The sequence below is a fragment of the Streptomyces sp. NBC_00286 genome, assembly GCF_036173125.1.
In the GTDB taxonomy this organism is placed as follows: Bacteria; Actinomycetota; Actinomycetes; order Streptomycetales; family Streptomycetaceae; genus Streptomyces.
This window is the reverse complement of the sequence record NZ_CP108054.1, coordinates 7,292,062-7,313,071: the sequence shown is the minus strand read 5'-3', so window position 1 is coordinate 7,313,071 and position 21,010 is coordinate 7,292,062. Positions and strand designations below refer to the sequence as shown.

Below are 21,010 nucleotides of genomic sequence, written 5' to 3'. Positions count from 1 at the left end.
GCACGTGTTACCTGTAGATAGGTAGGTTCCGTAATCTGGCCGTTATGTGAATCTTCATGTGCATGATTTACGGTGGAGATATGTCGACGACCAGGGCCATCAGGGGTGCCGAGCGGCGCGCGGAGATCCTCCGGGCTGCCCTGGAGGTGATCGCCGAGCGTGGCTACCGGGGGGCGAGTCTCGGTGCGGTCGCGGAGCGGGTGGGACTCACCCAGCAGGGCCTGCTGCACTACTTCCCGACGAAGGAGGCCATGCTCGTCGCCGTCCTGGAGGAGCGCGACCAGTGGGACGCGCTGCCGGACTCCCACTGGCGGCTCGACCTGCTCGCCTCGCTCGTCGACTACAACTCGATGCGGGCGGGCATCGTGCAGACCTTCTCGGCCCTGCTCGGCGAAAGCGTCACGGAAGAGCATCCGGCCCGCGAGTTCTTCACCGGACGGTACGAGAATGTGCGCGCAAACATGGCGGGGATTCTGCGCTCCGAATACGGCGAGCGGCTGCCGAGCGGACTCACTCCGGAGCGGGCGGCCCCGCTGCTCGTCGCGGTGATGGACGGGCTTCAGTACCAGTGGCTGCTGGCTCCGGAGAAGGTGGACATGGCGGGTGCGTTCCGGGACTTCCTCACGTTGCTTGGCGAGAAGGGGAGTTAAGGGATTTGAGGGCCTGACGGCTTCCGGGGGATGACGGCTTCCGGGGGCTGATGGTTTCGGCGCTGTTTCGGCGACCGTGGCCCCGTGGCGTACGCCCCATCCGTCACGCGATACTTCCGCCACCCGGCGTTTCGCGTGACGGAAGGACTTGAACTCCCTTGAGTTATATACGTGTTCGGCTTGGCGCCCTCGGACTGGCGGCCGTTCTCGCGGGCCTCGCGACTCCGCCTGCCTTGGCTGTCGAGGAACCCAAGGCCGCGCCCACCGTGGAGGAACTGCGACTCGACCGAGCGGCGCCCCAGGAGATCCTGCGGCGTTCCGGATTCGACGCGGTGGCACCGGAGTTGGCGCGGGCGCTGGGGAAGGTGCGGTCGTATGCGGAGGCCGAGCGGGTGGTCGTACGGCAGGGTTCGCGGCTGTGGAGGCGGGCCGTGGACCGGGCGCAGGGGCGGGGTCCGGCGGGTGGCGATCTTTCGCGGGACGACGACCGGCCGCTGTACTGGGCGCGGCTCGGGATGACGCGGGAAGTACGCCAGTGGGAGCCGGAGTTCGGCCTTTCCGAGGCCCAACGCGCTGGGTTGCTGGCCTCGCTTGAGCGGACCTCGCGTGGTCAGGACACCATCCGCTATCCGCACGGCAGCAAGGGCGGTAAGGGTGTCAAGCGGATCCTGGTGACCGGCTTCGACCCGTTCACGCTGGACCGGGACGTGCGGATCTCCAACCCGTCGGGAGCTACGGCCCTCGCCCTCGACGGCACGGTGATCAAGACGGCCGACGGTCCGGCCCGTATCGAGACGGCGCTCTTCCCGGTCCGCTGGCAGGACTTCACCGAGGGAACGGTGGAGCGGACGCTGCGTCCGTACCTCCCCCGGGTCGACCTGTTCACCACGGTCAGCCAGGGCCGGGTGGGCCGTTTCGACGTCGAGCGCACCAATGGCGCCTGGCGGGGCGGTTTCCCGGACAACGAGAACCTGTCGCGCACGGAGACCATCCCGGTGAACGACCCGGCCTCGCAGCCGCAGTGGACGTCAACGACCTTGCCGTACAAGGAGATTGTGGCCGCGAGCACGGGGCGCTTCCCCGTGTACGACAACACGGAGGTGACCGAGATTCCGGCGGGCGGTACGGATCCGGTCGTACGTCCCGGGGGTCCGACGCCGGGCTCGACGGCGCGGGCCGGAGGCGGCGGGGACTACCTCTCCAACGAGATCGCGTACCGGGCGACGCTGTTGCGCGACCACCTCGGCCTGCGCGGCTCGCTGCCCGGCGGGCATGTGCACACGCCGGTGCTGCAGTTCGGCACGGGCAACACGGATCCGGCGACGGGTACGGTCACGGATCCGCAGTTCGTCCAGAACCGGCTGGACATCATCGGGCAGATCCGCGAGATCGTGAGGGTGGCGGCGGAGGGGTCCAGGTAATTCAGGACGCGTCCTGGCAGGTCGGTTCGGTGCCCTGGTAGGTCACCAGGTGACGGAGCCGCCCCGGACCTGACCTGGCTCCTGGCCCTGGCTCTCGCCCTCGTCTTCTCCTTCTCCTTCTCCGTCTTCCGTCTGCTCGCCCAGCAGGTCGCGGGCCATCAGTGTGGCGCCCGCGACCGCGCCGGGCATCAGGAACACGGCGACGAACGGTACGACGAAGGCGAGGGCGAGGGGGGTGCCGAAGCCCCACACCAGGGCCTTGCGGGCGCGCAACAGGCGGAGGCGGTCGCGGAGTTCGACGCGACGGCGCTGCATCGCGACGCTCGTCAGCTCCTCGGTCAGGAAGAACCCGGTGACGAAGAACCCGATCACCGGCACGACGGTCTGCCCGACGAACGGGATGAACCCGAGCGCGAAGAGCAACACGCCCCATGCCGCCGCCCGGACGACGATCCGGAGACTGTCCCGCCCCGAGATCACCAACTCCCGCCACAACGAGAGCCCCGACTCGGGCGCCGTCCCGTCCGGCGAGACGTCCCGGTCCACGGACTCGGAGAGCTTCTCGTAGAAGGGCTGCCCGATGAGCAGGGTCACGGCGGTGAAGGTGACGACGGAGAGGAGGAGCGCGAGCGCGAAAAGGACTGCCGTCAGGAACCCTCGGAAGAGGCCCAGCCAGGGGCTCGCCCAGTCATCGGCGAACGGGGTGGCCCAGGCCACGAAGTCCGTACCCCACACGGCCAGGCCGACGAGCGCGGCCGCATACAGCACAAGCGTGATGAGCCCCGGGATCAGCCCGAACCCGAACTGCTTCCCATGCCGGGCAACCCAACGCTGCCCCTGCCCCAAGTAGCCGAACCCCACGCGCAGATCATGCATGGGGGCACCTTATCGGGGTCTTCGTTCCCGGCTACCCGGAGGCGGGGCTCCTGCCGCCGGGTACGCCTCGGTCAGGGGCCGTGCGGCTGGCCCGCGTACGTCGGCACGGTGGAGACATGCACCCACCGGCTGCCGCATTCCGCAGTACTCCGGCGGCGAGACACACGCCGCGGGGCGCGAGCTCGGAACTGCCCTGTCGCGTCATGCGCCGAGTGCGGACACGAAGTGTGCTGTCGCCGTCCTGCGTCGTTCCGCTACACCGAACGCCGTTCCTGTGCCTTGACTCGTGACGGTCAGGAGCCGTCCGTCCACTCGCAGCTCGGCAGAACTCTCGCTCCGGTCGGCCACCAACAAGACACCGGTCGGGATATCGAGAAGCTTGTTGTACGTGAACACCAGGACCCTGCGTTCGGTGAGGACGACGAAGCAGCCACGGACCGTGCGCCATGGTGCCGCGGTGTGAGGACGACGGGCCGGGAACACCACGACCGGGGACTCGCCCTCGTCAAGGAGCTCCTGTACCCGGCTGCTCTCCTTCCACGACTGTCCGCTGTGGTAGATGAGGGAGCATGTGCCTAACAAGAGGGCGAAGAAGACGGGGTCCGATCTGAGCCCGAGGGTTTTGTTCAGGACAACCATCAGTACAGGCATGATGGCCCACAGCCAGACGATCAGGATGAGACGGGCACGCATTCCGCGCCTCGCCGCCCGTTTGACGCGTATGTCCATGTCACCCACGGGTACTCCTTTGGGAACCTGGGGGCCGGTGCGCGGTGATCGATGCGCACCGGCCCCCAGGGATGGTCAACGGCGTCCGACGCTCGCCCAACTGGCGAACATAGCGATTCCGAACTCATCTTTCTTTTCACGTACTTCTCTGGCAGGAACGCACGGACGGCGATGGCCAGAGCTGCGGTGGAGAACACCACCTGTCCGACCACGCTGGGGACGGTGAGCCTCGACCGTGCCGAGTGCGTCGGTGAGGTAGTAATTACGTCTCCCCTCCTGTGCGGAAGGAGTTGAAGCCTCCGGACGGTTCGCGGATGAAGTTCATGTCCACGGTCGCTCTTGGCCATTTCCCGAGCCGTCGGAGCTGTCTGAGCCGTCTGGTCAGCCGGCGAGCCTCAGCTCCCGCGTGATCAGCACCCGTTGGACCTCGCTGGTTGGTGAGCGTTGGGGCCCGCGCCCCTCCCCTCCCCCCGGGGGGTCCCTCAGCTGCCCGTGGTGGCGAGCTTTGTCGCGAAGCCCAGGAACAGGGCGCCTGCGCCGCTTGTCAGGCCAGCCGAGATGCGGCGTCGGGGCGGCACTGAGTCGAGAGGTAAGTGCTGCTGACGATGAGCAGAGCTACGTAACTGACGCTGATCGCCTGGTAGATCAGGGCGAACAACAGGGCCGGTTGCGGGTAGGACGGGTCCACGAACTGGACGAAACGATAAGGCACCACAGGGTCAGGGAGCGGTTGTACCGCTCCCTGACCCTGGGGTGCCACGTACATTGCTCACCGGAGGGTTGCTAACCGCCCTTGTACCCCATGGAGTTCAGGGGTCTCCGAACAGCTTCTGCTGGCGCTTTCTTTCCAGGAGGCAGGAGCCGCCAAAGACCGCGCCCATGAGGCCCCCCCCTAGGAGAGAGAACAGAATACTGTGGATGACTCCATTCCCCGCACCAAGGTATACGAGAAGCCAGACGGCAAACATGACCACCCCTACGAGCACCCCAATGAGCGTGGGATGCCTCGCAGAGAATCTTTGACTTCTGGTGGGCGGGTGGCTAAAGCGTTTCTCGAAGCGCCAGTAGGCATCAGCGATCCGAGCCATCAGGCCTCTTGAGTTCGGAGATCTCATCAGACCGTTCTACTCCCTCAGAGGGGAAGGTTCCGGTCGGCCCTCCACCGGTTTACCGTAGGGCCGAGCTTCCCCGCGAAGCTACCGGCAAGCCCCCATGCCATTGGCTGCCAGGTCGCCGACCAATACCCGCCTACGGTCTGGTTCTTCCCCGAGGCATGGTGGGCTACCGCGCCAGCCACACCCGATCCAATGATGACGCAAGCGGCTGTTGCGGTCATGCCGCTGGCGAAGCTGCACCCGGCTGCGACACCAATTCCGATGATAGCGCCGCTGTGCTTCTTCCAGGTGTTCTTTGCCCATTTGGGTATGCCCCATGTGCCGTTGGGGTCCATGAGGTTGGCGGGGTCCCCGGAGGCGTAGAGGTACGGGTTGGCTTCGAGGCCCGCAGGGTCGGGCTGGGTGAAGCGGCCGACGTTCGGGTCGTAGTAGCGGGCCTCGTTGTGGTAGAGGCCGGTCGGGTCCTGGTAGCCACCCGCGTAACGGTAGGGCTGGGATACCCGTTCGGTGGCGCTGGTGATGCCGTTCGGGCTGTAGTAGTACCAGTTCACCTTCTCGCCCTGGGAGTCGACCACCGCTTCGACGGTGCCGAGTCCGTCGGTGAGGTAGTAGTACGTCCCCTCACTACCGGGCTTGTTGGTGCGGAAGGAGTGGAGGTTCCCCGACGGCTCGCGGGTGAAGTTCATGTCCACCCCGCCGCTGGTCTGTGCCGACATTCCGACCGGGCCGTTGTGGAAGAGTATTCCGCCGAACTGGGTACGTTCGGACTGGTCGGTTGAGGCGTAGCGGCCCTTGTAGTCCTGGCCGCCCTGGGTGATGTCGGTGAGCTGGGAGAGGTCGTTCCACGTACTGGTGCGCGCGGTTTCTCCTGTGGGGCGGGCGGCGGTCTCGTTGCCCGTCTTGTCGTACGACCAGCCGCTGGTGTCACCGTTTACGGCGGTGAGTTGGGAGGCGTCGTTGTAGGTGTAGGCACTGCCTCCGGGGCAGGTGTCCTCGGCCCGGGCCTTCCGGGCGGCCGGGAGGTTGCCGTTCTGGGAGGTGAGGTTGCCTGCCTTGTCGTAGCAGTACAACCAGCTGTTGTTGAGCGTCGAGCCTTCGGTTTCCTTGGCGTACTTGAGGCGTCCGGCGGAGTCGTAGTCGTAGGTCCGCTTCAGGCCGTCCACCGCGTCGGTGCGGGTGCGGATCTGCGTGCCGTCCACGGTTTCGCCGCCGCTGGTGTAGGCGTAGCTGTAGGCGAGGTCGATCATGGTGCCCTCCGCCTCGGAGGTCGCCGTGATCCGTGTCGCCCGGTTGGACTTGTCCCGCGTGATCGTCTCCGTGATGCCCGCGGGGAGGCTGGTCTTGGTGCGGGCGTCGTTGGCGTTGTAGTCGTACGTCGTTTTCTTGCCCTGCGGGTCGGTGAGGGACAGCAGGTTGTGGGTTTTGCTGTACGTGTACTCCACGGTGCCCGATGGGTCGGTGTAGGACTCGACGTTGCCCTCGGGGGTGTATTCGAGGACGGTCTGGGAGCCGTCCTGCAGGGTACGGATCGTTTCCCGGTTGAGGGGGTCGAAGTCGTACTTGGTGATGCCGGTGGCGTCCGAGCGCTGCTTGAGGTTGCCGTCGCCGTCCCATGCGTAGGTGACGGTCAAGTTCGTACTGGACACCTTGGTGATCCGGTCACGGTTGTCGTACACGTACACCGTCTTGGTGCCCCGGCCGTCGGTGACGGTCTCCGGCCGGCCCGCGCTGTCGTACGTGTACGTGGTCTCGCCCAGCGGACCGGGCGGGGTGACCTTGGTCAGATTGCCCTTGGCGTCGTAGTGGAACTTGGTCGCTTTGCCGTTGGCGTCCTTCACCTCGCATCGCTGGCCCTCGAAGCCGCCGCAGTTGGGGTCGGCGGGGTTGTAGGTGAAGGTGCGGGTGCCGCCGTCCGCTCCGGCCACGGTCTCTTTGGTGGTGTTGCCCGCGGAGTCGTAGCTGTAGCTGACCTCCACCCCGTCCGCGCTCTTGATCTTCCCGGGGACGTCCGCCCCGGCGATCGTCCGGTAGCCGGTCAGCGAGGCGGTGGCGCCGGTGGGCAGTTTCAGGCTGCTGGGGTTGGAGCGGGTGTCCCAGCCGTAGGCAATGACGTTGGCCGGGTCGGAGCCGGCGCCCATGGCGTCCGTCGCCGTCTCCAGGTTCAGGTTGGCGTCGTAGGTGCGTTCCCGGTTCCGGCCGAGAGCGTCGGTGACCTTGGTGACCGAACCGTCCGCGGTGTGGGTGTACTTTGTTTGGTTCCCGGCCGGGTCGGTGACCGTGGTGACCCCGGCCTTGCCCGGCGCGTCGGCGGTGTAGGCGTAGGTGTACGTGGGGCCGGTCTCGCCGGAGTCGTTGAAGCCGGTGGCGCGCTTCATGGAGGTGACGCGGTTGTTGCTGTCGTAGGTGAAGACCGTGACCCGGCCCTCCGGGGTGGTGATCTTCGTCAGGCGGCGGTCGGCGTCGTAGCCGAAGGAGGTGGCCTTGCCCTCGGCGTCGGTGGTCTTGGCCAGGTCCCCGGCCGGATTCAAGTCGTAGACCACGGTGCGGCCGGTGTTGTCCTTGGCCTGCCACTGCGACGCGTCGGTCTTGACCATGTCGATACTGCGGCCGGAGCGGGACTCGGTGAGCTTGAAGCCCTTGTGCTCGGTGCCCTCGTCGTGCTGGTCGATGAGGATGTGGCCGCCGTTGCGGTCACTCACCTTCACCAGCGTGCCGGAGGCGCTGTAGGTGTCCTTCATGCCCGAGCCGCGCTCGGTCACCGTGTACTCGCCGCCGGACGTCTTCTCCAGATCCAGACGGTAACCCTTCGGGGTCGCGTACGTACCGTCCGCCTTCTTCGTGAAGGACACCGATCCGCCGGTGGCGTCGTACAGCACCACCCGATCGCCCTCGATCTGCAGATACCGCTCGTAGTTGGCCCACCAGCGCTGCGAAACCTTCCCCCACGGGGCGTCGAGCGAGTTGTACGTCCTCGTCAGTTGCAGCGACTTGTCGACCCCGGCGACCTGGAAGTCCGTCGCGGCGAGCATCAGGTTGCCGTTGGAGTAGTTCACCCGCGCCACGAGCGAGTCCGTGACCCGCACATCGGAGATCTGATGGAACGGGACCTGCCCCCGGCCCTCGGGCACGACCGCCTCGATCGCCGCCCTGGCGCTGCGCGGCACCTCGCCGGTGCGAGCGCGGTCCTCCTGCGCTGCCCGCCACCGCGTCAGCTGCTCCGGCACCTTCTCCTTGACCGTCTTCGGCGCCTTGGTCGTGCCGACCTTCACCGGTGGCATCTTCGCTTTTTCGCCGTCCTTGCCCCACACGGAGACCGGCCTGTCGGGTTCGTCCGGCGCGGCGATCGCCGGCATCGCCGAAACGGTGAGCGCGAGGACAGCCGATGAGGCGATCACGATGCGTCTGGTACGTCTGCGCGGCGTGCTCTTGGTGCGTGAGTACATGTTGCCGTGACTCCCTACCTGGATCGGAGAAGGGTGCGGTACATGTGCGGGGCAGAAGGGGAGCGGCCGGACCCATCACAAAGGGGGCCGCGTGGTGTCACGGCGTCCGCAGGGGGTGGCGGACGCAATCGAGAGGCGCACACGGGGACTTGCCGGTCGCCCGCCCTTCTACCGGATCAACACCGCCCGCGGGATATGAGGCACGAGTCGGTGTGGTGTCCCGTGGCATGCGCACCAGCACACCGTCCCCCCTTGTCTCCCGCGCCCACGGCATGTGCCGTGGGTGTGGACCTGCGGACGCGACGGCCACGTTAGGCACACTCGTTCGGGCGCGGCCAGGGGATCTCGCCCCGCCAACTGGCCCTGGCTGAAACCCTGTTACGAAGTGGAAGGAGTGGCGGGTGCGACGAATGAGATGGGCGGCCTGCAACCCTCCTGTGTTGCATCTGTGAAAGGGAAGTGTGAAGGGGGCATTCCACCGTGAAGTAGAGGGGCTGATTCCGCCCCCATCACTTCGTCTCCGCACTCGTCGCTTCCCGCCTCAAGACCCTGCTGGACACCACCGCCCGTACCGCACGACCGACGTCGAAAAGTGAGTGTTTCGTGGAATCGGCGGATCCTGGAACGGATCCCTGCGCTGACGGTCAGAACGGCACGCCAGCTCGCTTGGCAAGGCGGGTCAGCCTCGGGTTGCTGCGGCGGTGCAGTGAGGTCAGCACTCGCATCAGTTCCTGGCTCGTTGGGTGGACGCGGGCCATCTCGGGGGCGACGTCCCATGCTTCTTCGAGCGACTCGAGGGCGGAGTCACGGTCACCGAGGGCCAGTTGAGATCGGCCGACGTTCATGTACAAGGGGCCAATCCGGGTGGGGGCAGCGACGTGCCGCCCCGGAAGAGGTCATCGGCGGTGCCCAGGGCGGTGCGGTGCTGGTCCATGTCCGAGTACGTCGAGATCACATGGGTGGCCGTCTGGTCCGGCCCGAAGTGGATACCGTGCTCGTCGAGGTCCTCGCCGTACCCCTCGGCCGTCCGCCAGGCCGCTCCGATGTGCTGATCGGCGGTGGCCTTGTCCTTGAGCCGCCCGGCCAGCGTCAGCCCGCGCAGGTGCAGGATGCCCAGACCGAATGCACGGTCACGCCCACGCAGCGTCGTCTCCGCCTCGACGACCGCCCGGTCAATGATGCCCAAACCACCTGCGAAATCACCGGAGTTGAGGAAGGTCCCCGCCTCGTCGCGAGCAGCCACCGTGGCGGAGATCGGGTTTGCTCGCTCGGCGGCCACCCGCTGCTTCATGACGGCCAACTCTGCGAGATGCATCCAGCGGTGCCGGGCGGCCAGCCAGTAGACGACGCTGTAAGTATCCGCGACACGCGTCCAGGCATCCGGCGACTGCGTGGCGTGGGCGAAGTTGGTCACCCTGGTCAGCGCCCCTGGCACTTTCCGCAGCACGGCCGACAGCTCTGTCTTGTAGCGGTGCTCGTTCAGCGCGGCCAGCTCGCGGGGCAGGTCCTCGGGGTGGGGCGGAGGAGCATCCGCGATGTCGAATCGCCGGATGGCGTAGTTCAAGGCGGTAAGGCTGGTCTCGTCCGTCTTGGCGACCGGTGCCGTACCGAGCAGTTCGTCGAGAGTCAGCCCCATGGCCTGTGCCAGCGCTGCGGCGATGCCCTGCGTCAGCGCGCGGTCGCCTACCTCGATCTTGCTGAGCAGGGAGACCGATACGCCTGCTCGCCGGGCAAGCGCCACCTGGCTGAGGCCACGTTCCTTGCGGCAGACGGCCACGTTCGTACCGGGTCCGGGAATCTTGGTCGCGCTCATACTGTGCGTCTTTCCCGCTCGACTTCCGTTCCGTACATCGTCTCACCGACGACAGCCATGCACCCGGCGTTGTGCAAGGGGTGTGCAAGTCCGCTTCACCCGGCGGCAGTTGTCTTGCGTGAGAGACGTATGTGCAGGTGAGACGAGGGATCATGGCACAGACAGACAAGCCACCGACGATGCTGAGCCACGGCGAGCTGCCTTACCCGGCGGGCACGCTCGTGATGGACACGATCTCGGAGCGCAAAGGCGAACTCGTCGGCGTAATCGAGGAGCGCGTCAAGCAGACCGGACGGGTCGTCAGCCAGATGGCACACATGCGGCCGAGAGGTGGTGGCATCGAGTGGGACGCCCCTTTGGAACGCATCCAGCCCGTCGAGAACGCGTGAGTGTTCCCACCAAGCGGGCGGCCCTCATCACCCCGGGCGACGTGATCGGCTACGAGGGCAAGTGGCGCACGGTCAAGGAGGCGACGACCGACATGGGCCCGATGGGCGGTTTGGCCGTGGTCGTGGCGTGGGCGGAGGGCGGTACAGCTCGGTTCCCGGCCGGAGATGAGCTGTTCCTCGGGGAACCACCCCCACACGACGCCTCAAACTGACCGCGCCTCCGTCGGTGCAACTACACCGGCTGCACCGCCACCACCACCCCCGAGTCCGCCGCAGGCGACACCGCCGCAGACACCCGGATCGCCGCCGCCCGGGCCACCCGACCCGCCCGCGAGGCGGACGCCAGGAGCAGGGGCTGGACGTGTTCCAGGCCTGAGACCAGGAGCTCTTCGCCGGCGACCAGGAGCGGGCGGCCCGCCTTGAGAGCGGCGGCTGCGGCCTCCGCGAGGTCGGCCACGGGCGGGAGGGTTGCGCGTGCGATGCCCGCGCCTGCGGCGGCGGTTCGTTCTGCCAGGGCGAGCTGCAAGGGGAGTAGCGGAGCCAGCGCTGCCGTCAACGCGTCGGCTATGCGGCGGAGTTCGGGGGACGAATCCTGTAGGACATCCGCTGCGGCTCGTAGCAGAGGGGTCAGGGCGAGGAGTGTGCCCGCTGCCAGGCCGGCCGCTGCGGGGAGCAGGGGGGACGTTGCCTCCACCAGTTCGCCCAGTGCCTCTGCCGTCTCCTCCAGCGCCGGGCCGACCGCGTCGAGGACCGGGAGCAGGCTGTCGCCGAGTGCCGTGAGTAGTGCCTGGGCGGGTTCGCTGACGGGGTGAGTGGCTAGCGGTGCTCCGCTCGTGCCTAGCCGCGTCAGGGTGTCCACGATGCGGTAGAAGGCTTCCTGGGCCTGGGGGGACGCGCTCGCCTCGGCCAGTTCGGCCGTGGTTTCGCGTAGTACGCGCAACGCCTCCGCTCCCGAACCGTCCCGCGGGTCGAAGGTGTTGATGGCGATACGGGTGATGTTGCCCGCGGTGTCCAGAAGTTGGCCGGTGATGTCGGTGGTGTTCCGTGCGATACGTGCCACGTCATCCCTGCTGGGGAGCGACGGAATCGTTGCCATGGACTACTCCTCGCCTCACGCCCTGCGCGCCGGCGTCTGGCCCCCGTCGCGCCGACGCCCACCCACAGCATGCCCGCTCGCCCACGCCAACGCCCTCTTGTTGCGGGTGAATTGAACCGGTACACCTCCCGGTACCGATTAACAGGAGGTACGCGTGCGTCTGCCGAGACCCGCCCTGATCGCCACCGCCACAGCCACCGCGGCGGCAATGCTCCTGCTCAGCCCACACGGCGCCGTAGCCGACCCGGTGCCCCAGCCCCCGACCCGCGAGAGCGAGACCGAAGCCGCCACCGGATCAGCATCCAGAGCGGCCGAGAGCACCGCCGACCGCGCTCTCACCTCCCCCGCCCCGGACCTCGCCACCGACTCCCGCGGTTATCCCCGCGAGCAGACCCTCACCCCGGACCCGCAGAACCCCGCGGACAAGTCCCTCAAGCTCGGCCTCACCCCGTACCACGCCATCGCCCCGAAGCTGAACGCCCTGCAACGGCTCGGCGACCGCGTCAGCGTGGAGATCGCGGGCCGTTCGGCGAGCGGTCGCCGGCTGTACCTGGTCACCGTCACCGCCCCGGAGTCGGCGAAGCAGGCCCGCGCTCAGGAACGTATGCGCGAACTCATCGAGAACGCTCCCCAGGCCGCCGCCAAGGATCCCGCCCTCAAAGCCGCGTACAAAACACCCGTCTTAGTGAATAACAACATCCACGGCAACGAATGGGAGGGCACCGACGCCGCCCTCAAGCTCATCGAACGGCTCGCGAAGGCCAAGGACAAGGACACCACCGGCCTCCTCGCCCGCAACCGCCTCTACTTCAACATCACCGCCAACCCCGACGGCCGCGTCGCCGGCACCCGCGCCAACGCCAACGGCTTCGACATGAACCGGGACTTCATCACCGCCTCGCAGCCCGAAGTCCGGGCGATGCGGCAGATCGAGATCGACAAGCAGCCGGCCGTCATGCTTGACCTGCACGGCTACGTCAACGGCACCCTCATCGAGCCGACCACTCCCCCACACGGCGAGAATTACGAGTACGACCTCTTCCTCAAGAACACCTACGCCAACGCCCTCGGCATGGAGTCCGCCGTCAACGGCCTCGGCTACACACCCGAGAAGGACGGCGTGAACCCCGCCCAGATCCCCTTCCGCGACCAGGAGGAGGGCTGGGACGACTGGCCGCCGATCTTCACCCCGCAGTACGCGGCCTTCCACGGCACGGTCGCCGCGCACACGGTCGAGATCCCCCTCAGGGTGAACAACGACGCGTACGACGAGCTGCCGGTCGCCGAGCTGCGCCGCCGCGCGGCGATCAACGTGGACGTGGCGGGCGCGGCGATGGACGCGACCCTCAACTTCGCCCAGAAGCATCGCACTTCACTCATCGCCGACCAGATCGAGGTCTTCCGGCGGGGAGCGACCGGTGCCGCGCAGACGCCTGTCTCGCCGGAGACGGTGCCGGGTGTTCCGGGCATCGGTCCGGAGGACGTCTACACGACCGACTTCCCGCGTGCGTACGTCATTCCGTCCGGTCGCGGTCTGGGGGTCCCCCCGCTCGAGCGAAGCCGTGAGTGGGGGAAGTCCGCCACCGCAGCGGCCCGTCTCGTCGACCATCTGCTCGCCAACGACGTCCAAGTCCGGCGGGCCACAAAGGACTTCAGGCTTGGCGGCAAGTCGTATACGCGGGGCTCGTACGTCATCGACATGCACCAGCCCAAGCGCGGTCTCGCCAATGTGATGCTGGCGGACGGGCGGGACATCAGCGACAAGGTGTCGACGATGTACGACATCTCCGGTTGGAGCCTGGGCCTCCTGTGGGGCGCGACGGTCACGGACGTACGGAGCGGGGGCAGATTCCATGTCCCGTCCCGCACCGTCCACGAGGCCGCTCGCGTCGGATACGTGCCTCCATACGGCAACCTCCGTCTGCGCCTGGACGACGCCCGCGAGATCGCGGCCCTCAACTCCCTTCTGGCGGACGGAGTTTCAGTACACCATTCGGCCGATGGCGGCAGCGCGATCATCCCCGCGTCGGCCCGGACGAAGGCGGCAGCGCTCGCCAAGAAGTACGACGTCGCCTTCGACGCGACGAAGGCCGGCGGCGGCACTCCGCTCCACCGCGTACGCGTCGCCGCGGCCGTCACCCCGGGTGAGCTCTTCGCCCTCCGCGAGATGAACTTCGACGTCACCCCGGTGTCCACGGCGATTCTCAACGCGGGCTTTGACTGGTCGAAGGCGGACGTCCTGTTCGCGTCGGCCGGGCTCGACCATGAGGAGCTCAACGCCGAGGCTCGTACCGCCTTGAACCGCTTCCTCGCCCGTGAGGGCCTCGTCGGCCGCGGGGCCACCGGAGCCGCGCTCAACGCCGCCGCGGACCTGCTCGCCGTGAAGCCGGTCGAGGGCAACGCGGACGCCAACGGCGTTGTACGCGTGGCCAATTCACGCGGCGGCGTCACACACGGCGCTCCGGAGCACAGCTTCGTCTACACCCCCATGTGGTTCACGGACCTGGGTTCCGGAGTCCGTGTGGAGCAGTCGTACTCGACCGGGAATCCCCTGGTGTCCGGTCACTGGCGACCGTTGGATAACGGCACCGGCGGACCCGCGCAGGCAGCGGGCCAGGCCTCGGTCGTCAGCGGGCCGCACGCCGTACTGTTCGGCACGGAGCCACTCTTCCGCGCGCATCCGAAGGGGGAGTTCGCGCAGGTGGCGCGGGCCTTGTTGACGGTGTCCCGTTGAAAACCTGAGGCACGACAGGCAGTCAGGCACGACGACTCGAGGAGAAGGCATGACCCCGGAGATCCACGGCACCGTCGCCGACGGCTACGAGGCGGTACGCGAGGAGTTCGCGGCCTTCGTGACCGCCGAACGGCCGGACTACGCGGGCCAGTTGAGCGCGTACGTCCACGGGCGGCGGGTCGTCGATCTCTGGGCCGGAGCGGAGACGGACGGCGAGACGCTGTTCGGCGTCTTCTCGTCCACGAAGGGGGCGGCCCATCTGGTGGTCGCCCTCCTCGTGCAGGAGGGAACGCTGGAGCTGGACCGTGAAGTGGCGTACTACTGGCCCCAGTTCGCGGTCGAGGGCAAGTCGGCGATCACCTTGCGCGAGTTGCTCGCGCATCGCTCCGGCGTGGTCGGCTCCGACGCGGGCTTCACGGACGACGAGCTCGCCGACGACCGCGCGGTCGCCGAACGGCTCGCGGGCCAGCACCCGTTCTGGCGGCCGGGCACCACCTTCGGCTATCACGCGCTCGTGATCGGCGCCCTGACGGGCGAGGTCGTACGGAGGACCACGGGCCGTACGCTCCAGGAGGTGTACGAGGAGCGGATCCGTGCCCCGTACGGGCTGGACTTCTTCCTGGGGCTGCCCGAGGCGGAAGAGCCCCGCTTCCGTTCCGTACAGCCGATGGCGCCGACGGCCGCCGAGCAGGCCGTACTGGACGCGGCGCCCCGCGGCCCGCACACGCTCACGTCGATCGCGTTCAACGAGCAGGTGCCGGAGCCCGGAACGCTGGAGGGCTTCGCCAACTCCCGTACCGTGCGCGCCAAGGGCCAGGCGTCGGCGGGCGGCGTGGCCTCCGCGCGCGGGCTCGCCGGTATGTACGCGGCGGCGATCAGCCGGGTGGGCGGCCGGGCGCCGCTGCTGAAGCCGGACACGATCGCGGAGGTCGGGCAGGTCCACTCGATCGGCTTCGACCTGGTGATGCGCGCCCACAAGGCGTACGGGCTCGGCTTCCAGGCCACGGCGGAGAACTGGTACCCGTTCCTCGGCGCCGGAGCCTTCGGCCACAGCGGAGCGGGCGGCAGCCAGGCCTTCGCCGACCCGCGCAGCGGTCTGGCCTACGGCTACACGCGGCGCCGGATGTCGTTTCCGGGCGGGGCGGCACCGGAGAACGAGCGGCTGGTACGGGCGGTGCACACGGCCGCGCTTGCCTGAGCGGAATCGGTAGCGGAATCGGTAGCGGAATCGGCAGTGGAGCGGTGACTTGGGAACAATCTGTCCGACCAGTCGGACATTGTTCGGAAACTCTTGACGGTCCCCCATACCCCGGCTGACACTCTCGCAACGCGACGTCACACAGACGAAACAGCGGGGTCTCGGGGGTCAGGGCCCGCCGCCACGCGCCTCACTGCGTTCCTTCAGCGATGAACGACGTCTCAACGAGGAGACTGAAATGCCGCAGACCGACCGGCCTCGCAGACGCGCGAGACGCCTGGTGGGCCATCTCGCCGGGCTGACCACCGCGTCACTGTTCCTGGGTCTCGCCGGGCCCGTCTCCCCCGTACAGGCGGCGGAGATCACCGATGGCCTGGCCCTCTGGTACAAGCTCGACGCCGGCTCGGGAAGCGTGGCGACCGATGCCTCGGGGAACGGGCGGGACGGCACCGTCAGCGGCACCGCCGACTGGTCCGGCAGCGGCGAGGGACTCGCCTTCAATGGCTCCGACACCTACATCAAGGTGCCGGACAACATTATGAGCGGCATGGAGTCGATCAGCGTCTCGATGGACGTGAAGATCGATGCCACGCAGGCCACCCCGTACTTCCTCTACGGCTTCGGCAACACCAGCGGCACCGCCGGCAACGGCTATCTCTTCACCACCGGCGACGGCTTTCGGACCTCCATAGCCACCGGCAACTGGTCGACGGAGCAGACGACCCGGCCGTCCGGGTCCGGCAACTTGACCCGCTCCGTGTGGAAACACGTCACGTACACGCAGACCGGCAACACGGGTGTGCTGTATGAGGACGGTGTGGAGGTGGCTCGCAATACGTCGGTCAGCATCACCCCGGGCGCCATAGGCTCCGGCGACACGACCGCCAACTACATCGGCAAGTCCGTGTATCCGGGCGACAAGCTCTTCAAGGGCCAGATCCGCGACTTCCGCGTATACAACCGGGCACTCGGCGGCTCCGAGGTCGAGGAACTCTCGCTCCCCGTCGCGACCCAGGGCGTCGCCGACGACAAGGCCGCGCTCAGTCTCGGTGACACCGACGCCGTCGTCTCCGACCTGAAGCTGCCCGCGACGGGCACCGCCGGCGGGTCGAAGATCAGCTGGGCCACGGACAACGCCGACGTGGTCTCCGCCGACGGCAAGGTCACCCGCCCCCCGGCCGGTGAGCCGGACGGCCGCGCCACGCTCACGGCGACCCTGAAGAAGGGACCCGTGACCGACACCAAGAGCTTCGAGATCACGGTCCCCGCCGCCGCCGACGACGCCACGGCCACCCAGCAGGCCGCCGAAGCGCTGACCGTTCACAACCTCGACGACGTACGCGGCAATCTCACCCTCCCCGCGACCGGCGACTACGGCACGAAGGTCGCCTGGTCCTCCGCGAAGCCGGACGTCATCGACGCCGACGGCCTGGTGAAGCGCCCCGCGAACGGCGACGGCGACACCACCGTGGAGCTGACCGCGACCGTCACCAAGGGCGACGCGAAGGCGACTCGGACCTTCATCGCCAAGGTGCCGGAGCTGCCGAAGAAGGAAGCCCTCAAGGGCTATATGTTCAGCTACTTCACCGGCGAGGGCACCTCGGACGGCGAGCAGCTCTACGCCGCCCTCAGCAAGGGCAACGACCCGCTGAACTGGCGGGAGTTGAACGAGGGCAAGCCCGTCCTGACCTCCACGCTCGGTGAGAAGGGTCTGCGCGACCCGTTCATCATCCGCTCGCCGGAGGGCGACAAGTTCTACCAGATCGCCACCGACCTGCGGATCTACGGCAACGGCAACTGGGACGCCGCCCAGCGCACCGGCAGCAAGTCCATCATGGTCTGGGAGTCCACCGACCTGGTGAACTGGACGAACCAGCGCCTGGTCAAGGTGTCCCCGGACTCGGCGGGCAACACCTGGGCCCCGGAGGCGTATTACGACGAGAAGCTCGGCGAGTACGTCGTCTTCTGGGCGTCGAAGCTGTACGACAACGAGGCGCACACCGGCGACACGTACAACCGCATGATGTACGCCACCACCCGCGACTTCCACACCTTCAGCGAGCCCAAGGTCTGGATCGACCGCGGCTACTCGGTCATCGACTCCACGATGATCGAGCACGACGGCACGTACCACCGTCTGTCCAAGGACGAGCGGAACAACACCTCCTCCACCCCGAACAGCAAGTTCATCTTCCACGAGAAGAGCGACTCGATCCTCGACACCTCGTACGACTTCGTCGCCGAGGGCATCGGCAAGGGGGAGATGAGCGCCGCCGAGGGACCGCTGGTCTTCAAGTCCAACACCGAGGAGAAGTGGTACGCGTTCCTCGACGAGTTCGGCGGCCGCGGCTACATCCCGTTCGAGACGACGGACCTCGCCTCCGGCGACTGGACCCCGTCGACGGGATACGACCTGCCGTCAAAGCCCCGCCACGGCACGGTACTTCCGGTCACGCAGGCCGAGTACGACCGGCTGCTGAAGGCCTATCAGTCGGACGAGCTCGTCAAGTCGGTCGAGGACGTGAAGGTGACGACGGGCATCGGTGAGGCACCGGTCCTGCCGGGCACCGTGATCGCCGAGTACGCGGACGGCGCCAAGCGGCCCGTCGCCGTCACCTGGGACGACGTCCCGGCTTCGGCGTACGCGCAGGCCGGCACCTTCACGGTGGAGGGCAGCCTGCCCGACGGCGCCGGGCTCAAGGCCAAGGCCGAGGTCACGGTCTCTTCGGAGGGCGCCGACGTGCCCGCCGATCTGCTGCTCCGCTACGACTTCGACGAGACCGGCGGCAACATCGCCCGTGACTCCAGCGGGCACGGCTACCACGGCACGTACGTCCGTACGCCCGACTTCGGAACGGGGGTCAAGGACGGCTCCTTCAAGATGTCAGGCGGTGCCGGCTCCTCCACGACCTCCCCGTACGTCAGCATCCCGAACGGCGTTCTGAAGGGCGCTGACAGCGTCACCGTCTCCACCCACGTGAAGTGGAAGGGCGGGGACAACTTCCAGTGGCTCTTCGGCCTGGGCCCGGACAGCGACAAGTACCTCTTCGCCACCCCGTCCAACGGTGCCGGCAAGGTCTTCTCCGCGATCACCAAGGCCACTTGGTCGGGCGAGACGCAGATGATCGGCGGCTCGAAGCTCACCCCGGACAAATGGAAGCACGTCACCGTCACGGTGAACGGCGCGACCGAGACGGCGGTCCTCTACGTCGACGGCGCCGAGGCGGCCCGGGCGAGCGGGGTCACCATCAAGCCGTCCGAGATGTACGACGCGTCGAAGGGCTACTCCGGCTACATCGGCCGGTCCATGTACGCCCCCGACCCGTACTTCGGCGGCGAGGTCGACGACTTCCGGATCTACAACCGGGCGCTGTCGCCCGCCGAGATCCTGGAGCTCAGCGGGAACACCACGGGTATCGCCTCGGCGACCCACCCCGCGCTGAAGACCGACGCGATCATCGACGACGCGGACAGCAGGATCACGCTCCCACTGACCGCGGGCAGTGATGTGACCGCCCTGGCACCGGAGTTCGGCCTCGCCAACGGCGCGACGATCAGCCCCGCGTCCGGCACCCTGCGCGACTTCACCGAGCCGGTGACGTACGAGGTGACCGGCTCGGACGGCGAGAAGCGCACCTGGACGGTCCGGGCCCTGGAGATGAAGAGCCCGGTCGTGCCGGGGCTGAACGCCGACCCGAACATCGTCAGGTTCGGCGACACCTTCTACATCTATCCGACGACCGACGGCTTCCCGGGCTGGAGCGGCACGCAGTTCAAGGCGTACTCCTCCAAGGACCTGGTCAACTGGGAGGACCACGGCGTCATCCTCGACCTGGGGCCGGACGTCAGCTGGGCCGACAGCCGGGCCTGGGCCCCGACGATGGGCGAGAAGGACGGGAAGTACTACTTCTACTACTCGGCCGACACGAACATCGGCGTCGCGGTCTCCGATTCGCCCACCGGCCCGTTCAAGGACCCCCTGGGCAAGCCGCTGGTCCCGCGTGGCGCCTACCCGGGCCAGATGATCGACCCGGCGGTCTTCACGGACGACGACGGCCAGTCGTATCTGTACTGGGGCAACGGCAGGGCGTATGTCGTGCCGCTGAATGACGACATGGTCTCCTTCGACGCCTCGAAGGTCACCGACATCACCCCGAGCGGCTACAACGAGGGCACCTTCGTCATCAAGCGCAAGGGCACCTACTACTTCATGTGGTCGGAGAACGACACGCGGGACGAGGACTACCGCGTCGCCTACGCCACCGGGTCCTCCCCGACCGGTCCCTGGACCAAGCGGGGCGTGATCCTGGAGAAGGACCTCTCGCTCGGTATCAAGGGACCCGGCCACCACTCGGTGGTGAAGGTGCCGAACTCCGACGACTGGTACATCGCCTACCACCGTTTCGCCATCCCGGGCGGTGACGGCACCCACCGTGAAACCACCCTCGACAAGCTGGAGTTCGACTCCGACGGCCTGATCAAGAAGGTCGTCCCGACCCTGGAGAGCATCGACCCGGTCACCGTCGTCCGCGCCGGCCCGGACGCCTCCGGCACCGAGGGCAGCGCGATCTCCCTCACCGGCACCATCTCCGGAGCCGGTGACCCGAAGTGGACGGTGAAGGATGGAGCGCCCTGCACCTTCTCCGACCCCGACGCCATCCTCACCGCGATCACCTGCGACGACGACGGCACGTACGAGGTCACGCTGGCCGGTGGCCGCAGCAGCGACACGCTCACCGTGACCGTGGACAACGCGGCCCCGGTGATCACGGCCGGTACGGGCCCGTCGTCGCCGGTGTCGGTGGGCAAGAGCGCGGTCGTCACGGCCGACTTCACCGATGTCGGCTCCGGCGACACCCAGACCTGCCGGGTCGACTGGAAGGACGGCACCGAGCCCACCGCCGGCAAGGTCACCGCCGCCGGCTGCGAGGCCGCGCACACCTACACCAAGGCGGGCATCTACCGTCCGGAGATCACCGTCAAGGACGACGACGGCGGCTCGGACAGCAGGACGCTGGCCGAACTGGTCGTGTACGACCGGGCGGCCGGTCCTGTGGCGGGTGCGGGCATCATCGGCTCCCCGGTCGGCGCCTACCCCGCCAAGCCTTCCCTGAAGGGTCCGGCGGCCTTCTCCTTCGGCGCCAAGTACAAGAGGGGCGCCACCGTTCCGAGCGGCAACGCCACCTTCGACTACGCGGCCGCCAAGCTGAAGTTCCGGTCCACTTCCTCCGACTGGCTGGTGGTCACGGATTCCGAAGCGCAGTACCAGGGCTCCGGCACGGTCAACGGCAGCGGCGGCTACGGCTTCCGTATCACCGTCACCGACTCCCCTGACACGTACCGCATCAAGATCTGGAAGAAGTCCACCGGCGACGTCGTCTACGACAACCGCACCGGCAGCAAGGCCTTCGGCATCATCTTCAGCTGACGGACCGGCTCGCCACGATGGAGCGGCGTCCGGGGCATGTGCCCCGGGCGCCGCTTCGTGTGTGACGGGGGCCGCAAACTCGGCAGTACGGCTGCCGCGATCGCAGCCCGCGCTTTAG

General features: G+C 67.7%; 14 protein-coding genes. 7 read left to right on the top strand and 7 right to left on the bottom strand.

The window, feature by feature from the left end:
• The first annotated feature begins 62 nt into the window (after positions 1 to 62).
• On the top strand, positions 63 to 650 hold the full coding sequence (locus tag OHT21_RS33130) for a TetR/AcrR family transcriptional regulator (RefSeq protein WP_443050464.1): 588 nt from the start codon (positions 63 to 65) through the stop codon (positions 648 to 650).
• Between the two features lie 158 nt (positions 651 to 808).
• The gene (locus OHT21_RS33125) at positions 809 to 2,071 is read left to right on the top strand and encodes a pyroglutamyl peptidase (RefSeq protein WP_328771936.1); all 1,263 of its coding nucleotides are present in this window, start codon (positions 809 to 811) and stop codon (positions 2,069 to 2,071) included.
• A gap of 42 nt (positions 2,072 to 2,113) precedes the next feature.
• Here the strand turns inward: OHT21_RS33125 and OHT21_RS33120 are convergent, their stop codons facing one another.
• The 6 genes from OHT21_RS33120 to OHT21_RS33095 all read right to left on the bottom strand — a co-directional run bounded on the left by OHT21_RS33120 (position 2,114) and on the right by OHT21_RS33095 (position 10,047).
• Positions 2,114 to 2,947: an EI24 domain-containing protein gene (locus tag OHT21_RS33120; protein ID WP_328771935.1), complete on the bottom strand. Its 834-nt coding sequence runs from the start codon at positions 2,945 to 2,947 to the stop codon at positions 2,114 to 2,116.
• A gap of 201 nt (positions 2,948 to 3,148) precedes the next feature.
• The gene (locus OHT21_RS33115; RefSeq protein WP_328771934.1) at positions 3,149 to 3,685 is read right to left on the bottom strand and encodes a hypothetical protein; all 537 of its coding nucleotides are present in this window, start codon (positions 3,683 to 3,685) and stop codon (positions 3,149 to 3,151) included.
• 535 nt (positions 3,686 to 4,220) lie between these two features.
• Positions 4,221 to 4,391 carry a hypothetical protein gene (locus OHT21_RS33110; protein ID WP_328771933.1) on the bottom strand — a complete coding sequence of 57 codons (171 nt, stop codon included), beginning with the start codon at positions 4,389 to 4,391 and terminating at the stop codon, positions 4,221 to 4,223.
• Between the two features lie 417 nt (positions 4,392 to 4,808).
• Entirely contained in the window at positions 4,809 to 8,234 is a 3,426-nt protein-coding gene (locus OHT21_RS33105; protein ID WP_328771932.1) for an RHS repeat-associated core domain-containing protein, read from the bottom strand.
• Between the two features lie 644 nt (positions 8,235 to 8,878).
• Positions 8,879 to 9,079 carry a hypothetical protein gene (locus tag OHT21_RS33100; protein WP_328771931.1) on the bottom strand — a complete coding sequence of 67 codons (201 nt, stop codon included), beginning with the start codon at positions 9,077 to 9,079 and terminating at the stop codon, positions 8,879 to 8,881.
• Positions 9,076 to 10,047, bottom strand: a complete 972-nt coding sequence (locus OHT21_RS33095; RefSeq protein ID WP_328771930.1) for a helix-turn-helix domain-containing protein — start codon at positions 10,045 to 10,047, stop codon at positions 9,076 to 9,078. The genes OHT21_RS33100 and OHT21_RS33095 overlap by 4 nt, the downstream gene beginning before the upstream one ends.
• A 152-nt stretch (positions 10,048 to 10,199) precedes the next feature.
• Between OHT21_RS33095 and OHT21_RS33090 the strand changes: the two genes are divergently transcribed.
• Both OHT21_RS33090 and OHT21_RS33085 read left to right on the top strand, forming a co-directional pair.
• Complete coding sequence (locus OHT21_RS33090) at positions 10,200 to 10,436, top strand: hypothetical protein (RefSeq protein WP_328771929.1); 237 nt, start codon at positions 10,200 to 10,202, stop codon at positions 10,434 to 10,436.
• A complete protein-coding gene (locus OHT21_RS33085) occupies positions 10,433 to 10,648 on the top strand; it encodes a hypothetical protein (protein ID WP_328771928.1) in 216 nt (71 codons plus the stop codon). Before OHT21_RS33090 ends, OHT21_RS33085 begins: the two co-directional genes overlap by 4 nt.
• Before the next feature lie 20 nt (positions 10,649 to 10,668).
• Here the strand turns inward: OHT21_RS33085 and OHT21_RS33080 are convergent, their stop codons facing one another.
• Positions 10,669 to 11,532, bottom strand: coding sequence for a hypothetical protein (locus OHT21_RS33080; protein ID WP_328771927.1), 864 nt, complete (start codon positions 11,530 to 11,532; stop codon positions 10,669 to 10,671).
• Positions 11,533 to 11,740: 208 nt separating this feature from the next.
• On the opposite strand from OHT21_RS33080, the gene OHT21_RS33075 reads away from it, so the two are divergent.
• The 3 genes from OHT21_RS33075 to OHT21_RS33065 all read left to right on the top strand — a co-directional run bounded on the left by OHT21_RS33075 (position 11,741) and on the right by OHT21_RS33065 (position 20,892).
• A complete protein-coding gene (locus OHT21_RS33075) occupies positions 11,741 to 14,266 on the top strand; it encodes a M14 family zinc carboxypeptidase (RefSeq protein WP_328774312.1) in 2,526 nt (841 codons plus the stop codon).
• A 49-nt stretch (positions 14,267 to 14,315) separates the two neighbouring features.
• Positions 14,316 to 15,464 (top strand): serine hydrolase domain-containing protein, encoded by a 1,149-nt coding sequence (locus OHT21_RS33070; protein WP_328771926.1) that lies wholly within the window; start codon positions 14,316 to 14,318, stop codon positions 15,462 to 15,464.
• Positions 15,465 to 15,702: 238 nt separating this feature from the next.
• Positions 15,703 to 20,892, top strand: a complete 5,190-nt coding sequence (locus OHT21_RS33065; protein ID WP_328771925.1) for a family 43 glycosylhydrolase — start codon at positions 15,703 to 15,705, stop codon at positions 20,890 to 20,892.
• Positions 20,893 to 21,010: the final 118 nt, after the last annotated feature.

Coding starts and splice junctions, on each gene's coding strand:
- OHT21_RS33120 (WP_328771935.1), bottom strand. CDS start 2,947: ATGCATGATCTGCGCGTGGGGTTCGGCTACTTGGGGCAGGGGCAGCGT.
- OHT21_RS33105 (WP_328771932.1), bottom strand. CDS start 8,234: ATGTACTCACGCACCAAGAGCACGCCGCGCAGACGTACCAGACGCATC.
- OHT21_RS33075 (WP_328774312.1), top strand. CDS start 11,741: ATGCTCCTGCTCAGCCCACACGGCGCCGTAGCCGACCCGGTGCCCCAG.
- OHT21_RS33080 (WP_328771927.1), bottom strand. CDS start 11,532: ATGGCAACGATTCCGTCGCTCCCCAGCAGGGATGACGTGGCACGTATC.
- OHT21_RS33090 (WP_328771929.1), top strand. CDS start 10,200: ATGGCACAGACAGACAAGCCACCGACGATGCTGAGCCACGGCGAGCTG.
- OHT21_RS33130 (WP_443050464.1), top strand. CDS start 63: ATGATTTACGGTGGAGATATGTCGACGACCAGGGCCATCAGGGGTGCC.
- OHT21_RS33070 (WP_328771926.1), top strand. CDS start 14,316: ATGACCCCGGAGATCCACGGCACCGTCGCCGACGGCTACGAGGCGGTA.
- OHT21_RS33095 (WP_328771930.1), bottom strand. CDS start 10,047: ATGAGCGCGACCAAGATTCCCGGACCCGGTACGAACGTGGCCGTCTGC.
- OHT21_RS33065 (WP_328771925.1), top strand. CDS start 15,703: ATGCCGCAGACCGACCGGCCTCGCAGACGCGCGAGACGCCTGGTGGGC.
- OHT21_RS33100 (WP_328771931.1), bottom strand. CDS start 9,079: ATGAACGTCGGCCGATCTCAACTGGCCCTCGGTGACCGTGACTCCGCC.